Source organism: Candidatus Thiosymbion oneisti (genome assembly GCF_900092655.1).
Classification (GTDB): domain Bacteria; phylum Pseudomonadota; class Gammaproteobacteria; order Chromatiales; family Chromatiaceae; genus Thiosymbion; species Thiosymbion oneisti.
Genome location: NZ_FLUY01000011.1, coordinates 1 through 5,827, shown reverse-complemented (window position 1 = coordinate 5,827; position 5,827 = coordinate 1). Strand labels below are relative to the sequence as shown.

Sequence of the window (5,827 nt, the reverse complement as noted above, 5' to 3'; positions counted from 1 at the left end):
GGCGCCATTGCGTCCTGGCGTTAAATGGGCCGGAAAGTGAGCGGCCAAGCATAAAATTTTCAAACTGAGCCACTGCCTCGAAATCCGATCGGGCGAGCGCGTATGATTTTCTTTTCGAGTAACGACATCCCTTCTACCCACAACCAGGACCTGTTGACATTTAACTCTAACCAACTGTTTTTCACGTGTTAAATAGCCACAACACCCACTACGGTCAATCAAGCGGTTAGCGTAGGGTCCGCTGTGCAGACCTTCACCGTCTAAGGTCAACACGACCTAAACGCAACCGGTAGGCTTGGGTAGTCCGCCCCACTTGCAGATGAGCTTCATGGGACCTTTCTTGAAAATAGCGTACAGGTCTTTGGTGGAAACCTTGACCTTCTTAGCAAATTTGCGGATGGGTGGGACGACGCCATTCTCGTCGTACATGGCCCGCGCCTCGCGGATATAGCCCATGACCTGTTCGGTCATCTCGAACGCGTCCGCGGCCGCCAACTCTCTTGCGATTTCCTCGCTCCAATCCTCGCGGTTGACCAGGAACCCTTCGCCGTCCAAGGGAACATCGATTGCCATCGTCATTGCCTCCGGTTGTTCAACTTAAAGAGAGCTGGTTAAGCAATCCTGAATGATTCGGTGCTGTTTGGGGGACCGGACGTGTTGCGTTCGACGCCTAAAGGCTCGCTGATCCTCTGTTCGGTCAGTACCAGCATCTTAACGCAACCTACACCTACATTACCGCCCGCGCTGTCGGCCCACGCGGACCTCGCTTTAAGTGTGGGTTGGGTTAGGCGCGTTGCCCGATCCCGAAGTACAGCAACAAGGCCGAACGCGCCGTAACCCAACCCGCCGGACTTAATCTCGACGCAGGAGGGATCTTTTCCCGCAACCAACACCAAATAATCCAGGACCGCGCCCGGACAGTAGCATGATATCGGTGGGCATAGCCCACCCTACGACCTCAGTCCTGCCCGGAAAAGCCGTAAGGGAGATCACGGAAGGAGAGCGAGGGACCATCAGGGCCGCCGACCCGTACTTCCCCGCGCTCCGCGGCCTCGATCTCCACCACCGCCAGGAGCTCGTAGTCACCCTTGCCGTTGATGCCTGCGTCTACCACCCGACCCGCGGCCTGCTCGGAGCGGCTGTTCGCAGCATGGAGCACGTCGCCCGGCACGGGTGGGTCGTCCGTGCTGACCTGCGCCAGGTACATGCGGCGCTTGAGTTTTCCCAGGTATTGCATGCGCGCGACCACTTCCTGGCCCGTATAGCACCCCTTCTTGAAGCTCACGCCATCGAGCAGGTGGAGGTTAGCCATCTGAGGCACGAAGGCATCACTGGTCTGTCGGTAAAGGGTCGGTATCCCGGATCGGATGTCGAGCAGAGACCAGAACTCGGTGTTGACGACGGTTGCGGTCGCTGCCAAGTCGTCCCATATGGCCTCCAGCGCGGCGGGCGGACCCAGGAGCTGGAATCTGGGTGTAGGACCCGGGATGCGAATGGTGATCAGCTCACCATCTTGGGTCACCCCGTTTTCCTGCGTCGGGACCGCAGCGAGGTGGGACGCCAGCAGGGACGGCGCGCAGGTACCGGCGATGGCGATGGCGATCAGCCGCTCGCTCGCGTCCTCGATGGTAGCCTTGGCCCGCAGAAGGTACATATGCAGCCGCCGGGTCAAGGGTTCCACCTGGGTGCGCGGAAGCTGAAGATAGATGACGGCGTCCCGCCTGAAGGTGCGAAAGCTGGCCAGCATCCGTCCCTTGGGGCTGCAATGGCTTCCGAGCTGGCTGACGGCAGTGGAGAGGCGGGTTACGTCATGCGTGACCTGCCCTTGGAGAAAAGACTCCGCTTCCGGTCCGGAAACAGCGATCAGCCCGAGGGGGGAGAGCACCATCAGGGCGCAGTCGGCCTCCACAGGGGCATCCGGGAAACGCACCTTGCCCGCGTCGTCGATGCGCGCGGAATGGGATTCGAGGAAGGTTTTCCAAACACTGTTCATGGTATCGGCAATCGCTTTCTCTCAGGGTCTCGAGCGGTGGCAGAAGACCTCGCGCATCATGCCGACCAGCTGCAGGGTACGCGCATCGCTCACCCGATAGTACACCCGATTGGCGTCCTTGCGTGAGGCCAAGATCCCCTTATCGCGTAGTATGGCTAGATGTTGGGAGATGTTGCTTTGGGATGTGCCGACGTAATCCACGATCTCCTGTACACTGATCTCCTGGCCGCCAAGGGTGCACAGGATCTTCAACCGCAACGGGTGCGACATCGCCTTGAGCGAGCGGGACGCGCGTTCGATATCGTCGTCGTCGGCGAACAGGTCGGTGGACGGCGCCTCCGCGTTCGGGGCCTGAGTTCCGGGATTGGTCGGTCCGGGATTGGTTGGTCCGGGATTGATCGGGGGGCTGAGATCACCTGCCATGGAATTACACCCTGCTCTTCAAAGTATCACCAATGCATAAGGATACACTAATACGGACCTCGCTTTGGGTGTTCGAAAATGTTCTGGCAAGAAGACAATCATAAGACCTCATTCCAAATCCCGGACGACATCGTCGATGTCCTGTTTTCCCTGGTCTGCAAACGCCTACCCGTAGACCATGCCTACGCCCTGTCCGCCGCGCTGCAGCAGACCGCCCCCTGGATCGCGGGGGATGATTCCGGCGTTGCGGTCCACACGGTCCACGTGGCGGGTTCCCAGAACGGCTGGGAGCGACCCGGCCATGGTACGGACCAATACCTGATCCTGTCCAAGCGCACCAAGCTCACCATCCGGGTGCCCAAGCAACACACGGCGGCACTCATCAAGGATCTCGCGGGCCAGACCCTGGACGTAGCCGGCTGTCCACTGACCATCGGCCCGGGCAAGATCCGCCAGCTGAGCAAAACAACCACACTCCTCTCACGCCATGTGGCTAGTGTCCCGGACGCCACCGAGGCGGGCTTTCTCGACTGGGCGGCACAAGCGTTGAGCGACCAAGGCATCCGGGTACGCAAGGCCCTGTGCGGCAAGATGACCCTCCTGACCACACCGAGCGGCATGCTCCGCACGCGCAGCCTCATGCTGTCGGACCTGACGCCGGAGGAATCAGTCCGCCTGCAACAGCAGGGGCTCGGCCCCCATGGCAAGCTGGGTTGCGGCATCTTCATCCCCCACAAGGGCATAGAAGCGGTCGGGAAAACGGCCTGATATGGCCCATCTCTACATCTCCGCCGCCCACAAATCATCGGGTAAGACCACGGTTTCCATCGGGCTGTGCCGCGAGCTGGTGCGGCTGGGCGCATCCGTTCGGCCCTTCAAGAAGGGACCCGATTACATCGATCCCCTGTGGCTCGGTCAGGCGTCCGGCCGCACTTGCTTCAACCTGGATTTTCATACCATGGATCGGGAGGAGATCACCGGCGGGTTCGCACGCGGTCTGACCGACGTGGATGTGGGACTGATCGAGGGCAATGTCGGCCTGTTCGACGCCGTCGATCCGCACGGCAGTAACAGCAATGCCGCGCTGGCTAAGCTGTTGCGCGCGCCCGTAATCCTGGTGTTGGATGTCCAGGGTATGGGCCGGGGGATCGCGCCCCTGTTGCTTGGGTATTCGGCTTTCGATCCGGCGCTGAACATCGCCGGTGTCATTGCCAACAAGGTCGGCGGCTCCCGCCATGAGACCAATCTGCGCCGCGTGCTGGAGCACTACACCGACCTGCCGTTGTTGGGCGCCCTGCATCGGACGCCGGAGATCCGGATCAGTGAGCGCCATCTGGGCCTGATTCCGAGCAACGAAACGGAGGCGGCGGAGGATCAGATCGAACGCATCCGCGCCCAGGTCGCGGGGCAGGTGGACGTCCCCAGGGTATTGGAAATCGCCCGCTCGGTCCCACCGCCGCCGGCGCCCCTGACCGCAGACCAGCCGGCCGCGACGACGCGGGAACCGGTGCGCATCGCCATCGCGCGGGATGCCGCCTTCGGCTTCTACTATCCGGACGACCTCGCCGCCCTGGCCCGTGCCGGGGCAGAGCTGGTGGATTTCAGTCCGGTGCGGGACGCAGCGCTTCCGGACGCGGACGGGCTATTCATCGGCGGCGGTTTTCCGGAATTTCGTCTGCGCGAGCTGTCCGAGAACCGGTCCATGCGCGCGGCAGTCCGTGACTTTGTGGAATCCGAGGGCGTCGTTTACGCCGAATGCGGCGGCCTCATGTATCTGTGCCGCGAGCTGCATTGGGGCGATCGACGCGGCACCATGTGCGGGGTCCTGAACGCGGATGTCGCCATGTATGAACGGCCCCAGGGGCGGGGATACGTCCGCTTGCGCGAGACCCCGGCCTTTCCCTGGCCGCGGGTCTCGGAGACGCCGCGCCAGAGGCCGCACGAGAGGCCGCATGAAATCAGGGCCCACGAGTTTCACCATTCGGCCATCCTGAATCCGGATCCCGCCTGGACCTTCGGCTACCAGGTCTTGCGCGGCAAGGGGATCGACGGCCAGCACGATGCAATCGTCCACAAGAACCTGGTGGCCGCCTACAGCCATCTGCGCGCCGTGGGCGGCAATGATTGGACCGGGCGCTTCGTCGCCCAGATACGCGCCTGCCGGCGTTGACTGCCTAGAATTACTAACCGTGAGGTCGCACCGCGGTCGTGCCGGAAATGTAGGATGCGGTGAGCGCGGTTGGTCAATTCAGGATGGCATCACGAGGAGGCGCGAACCGCATCTTTGGATAGTCCACCTGCCTGTGCGTCCCACACGCAGGCCGGCGCCCAACATGCGGTTTCAGCCTGCCCGGTGGGCTACGGCCTGTGGAGCAGTCCAGGCCGGATTGAGCAGGGGGAAAAGGCATCTTTTTATCCACAGATTACGCAGATTCTCGCAGATTACTTCATTCTTCATCTGCGGAAATCGGCGTAATCTGCGGATTAAAAAACGGGCTAGGGGCGGAGATCGGCCGGGGGCTGGGCGTAGGGGAGGCGGTAGAGGGCGATGCGGCCGATGGTGAGGGGGACGGCAATCCAGCAGCCGGCCTGGTCCCGCTCACAACGAAAATCGAAATCCCAGAGGGGGCTGCCACCACGGATCTCGGTGGGTAGCCGCAGGGTGAACAAGACTTGGCCGGTTGTGGCCGCCGGATCCTCGTCCGATCCCAGATCCCAGACGCGGAGGGTCTTATCAGCGCTGACAGTGGCAAGCTGGCGACCGTCCGGATCGAAGATAGCGCGAAAGACGGCTTGCTCATGGCCCACCAATTGCCGTGGCTCGACATCGGTATCGGCAGCGCCGGCAGCCGGATCGAGATCGTAGATCGAGACCATCGATCCGCGTCCGACGACGGCGACGGGGCGACCATCCGGAGACAGGCTGGCCCAGAGGGGCTTATCCGACAGCTCGGCGATGGTACGGCCATTGGTCAGCTGTAAGCCATCCCGTTGCCAATACCGGAGGCGGCGTTCTTCTCCATGCGCGGTTATTAGTGAGTTGCTGTCCGGTGTAAACTCAAGGTTGGCGATCCCGCCCGACTCCGCCGCCCGGGACAGAATTCCTTCACCGGTCTTGAGATCGAACAGGCCGACCTGGCCGTCATAGCCGGCGGTAGCCAGCAAGCGGCCATCCGGGGGAAAATTGACGGCATGGACAGTATCCGAGTGTTGGTCGAAACGGTGCAACGGCTCCAAGGACAGGCTGTCTCCATTGCGTCGGATGTGCCAGATACGGGCGGTGTTGTCCAGGCTAGCGGTAGCAAGCATCTGTCCATCCGGCGCTACTGCGAACCGGTAGTGGTATTTTTTAAATGCTAGAGTAGAATAACTCATCTACAAAATCAATCAAAGGGGTTTTCAGTCATGATT

6 protein-coding genes are annotated in these 5,827 nt (G+C 61.6%); 2 read left to right on the top strand and 4 right to left on the bottom strand.

The window, feature by feature from the left end; translation table 11 throughout:
* Positions 1 to 276: 276 nt before the first annotated feature.
* The 3 genes from BQ17_RS00095 to BQ17_RS00085 all read right to left on the bottom strand — a co-directional run bounded on the left by BQ17_RS00095 (position 277) and on the right by BQ17_RS00085 (position 2,314).
* Positions 277 to 579, bottom strand: coding sequence for a TusE/DsrC/DsvC family sulfur relay protein (locus BQ17_RS00095; RefSeq protein ID WP_089723727.1), 303 nt, complete (start codon positions 577 to 579; stop codon positions 277 to 279).
* Between the two features lie 379 nt (positions 580 to 958).
* Positions 959 to 1,993 carry a CAF17-like 4Fe-4S cluster assembly/insertion protein YgfZ gene (gene ygfZ, locus BQ17_RS00090; RefSeq protein WP_089723726.1) on the bottom strand — a complete coding sequence of 345 codons (1,035 nt, stop codon included), beginning with the start codon at positions 1,991 to 1,993 and terminating at the stop codon, positions 959 to 961.
* Between the two features lie 21 nt (positions 1,994 to 2,014).
* Positions 2,015 to 2,314 carry an ArsR/SmtB family transcription factor gene (locus tag BQ17_RS00085; RefSeq protein WP_279381365.1) on the bottom strand — a complete coding sequence of 100 codons (300 nt, stop codon included), beginning with the start codon at positions 2,312 to 2,314 and terminating at the stop codon, positions 2,015 to 2,017.
* Between the two features lie 180 nt (positions 2,315 to 2,494).
* On the opposite strand from BQ17_RS00085, the gene cas6 reads away from it, so the two are divergent.
* Both cas6 and BQ17_RS00075 read left to right on the top strand, forming a co-directional pair.
* The gene (gene cas6 / locus BQ17_RS00080) at positions 2,495 to 3,184 is read left to right on the top strand and encodes a type I-MYXAN CRISPR-associated protein Cas6/Cmx6 (RefSeq protein WP_089723724.1); all 690 of its coding nucleotides are present in this window, start codon (positions 2,495 to 2,497) and stop codon (positions 3,182 to 3,184) included.
* 1 nt (position 3,185) lies between these two features.
* Positions 3,186 to 4,586 carry a cobyrinic acid a,c-diamide synthase CobB gene (locus BQ17_RS00075; RefSeq protein ID WP_089723723.1) on the top strand — a complete coding sequence of 467 codons (1,401 nt, stop codon included), beginning with the start codon at positions 3,186 to 3,188 and terminating at the stop codon, positions 4,584 to 4,586.
* 326 nt (positions 4,587 to 4,912) lie between these two features.
* Here the strand turns inward: BQ17_RS00075 and BQ17_RS00070 are convergent, their stop codons facing one another.
* Positions 4,913 to 5,791, bottom strand: a complete 879-nt coding sequence (locus tag BQ17_RS00070) for a WD40 repeat domain-containing protein (protein ID WP_089723722.1) — start codon at positions 5,789 to 5,791, stop codon at positions 4,913 to 4,915.
* Positions 5,792 to 5,827: the final 36 nt, after the last annotated feature.

Bases quoted from the DNA above. Each gene is read 5' to 3' on its own strand.
- BQ17_RS00095 (WP_089723727.1), bottom strand. From the start codon at position 579: ATGACGATGGCAATCGATGTTCCCTTGGACGGCGAAGGGTTCCTGGTC.
- ygfZ (WP_089723726.1), bottom strand. From the start codon at position 1,993: ATGAACAGTGTTTGGAAAACCTTCCTCGAATCCCATTCCGCGCGCATC.
- cas6 (WP_089723724.1), top strand. From the start codon at position 2,495: ATGTTCTGGCAAGAAGACAATCATAAGACCTCATTCCAAATCCCGGAC.
- BQ17_RS00075 (WP_089723723.1), top strand. From the start codon at position 3,186: ATGGCCCATCTCTACATCTCCGCCGCCCACAAATCATCGGGTAAGACC.
- BQ17_RS00070 (WP_089723722.1), bottom strand. From the start codon at position 5,791: ATGAGTTATTCTACTCTAGCATTTAAAAAATACCACTACCGGTTCGCA.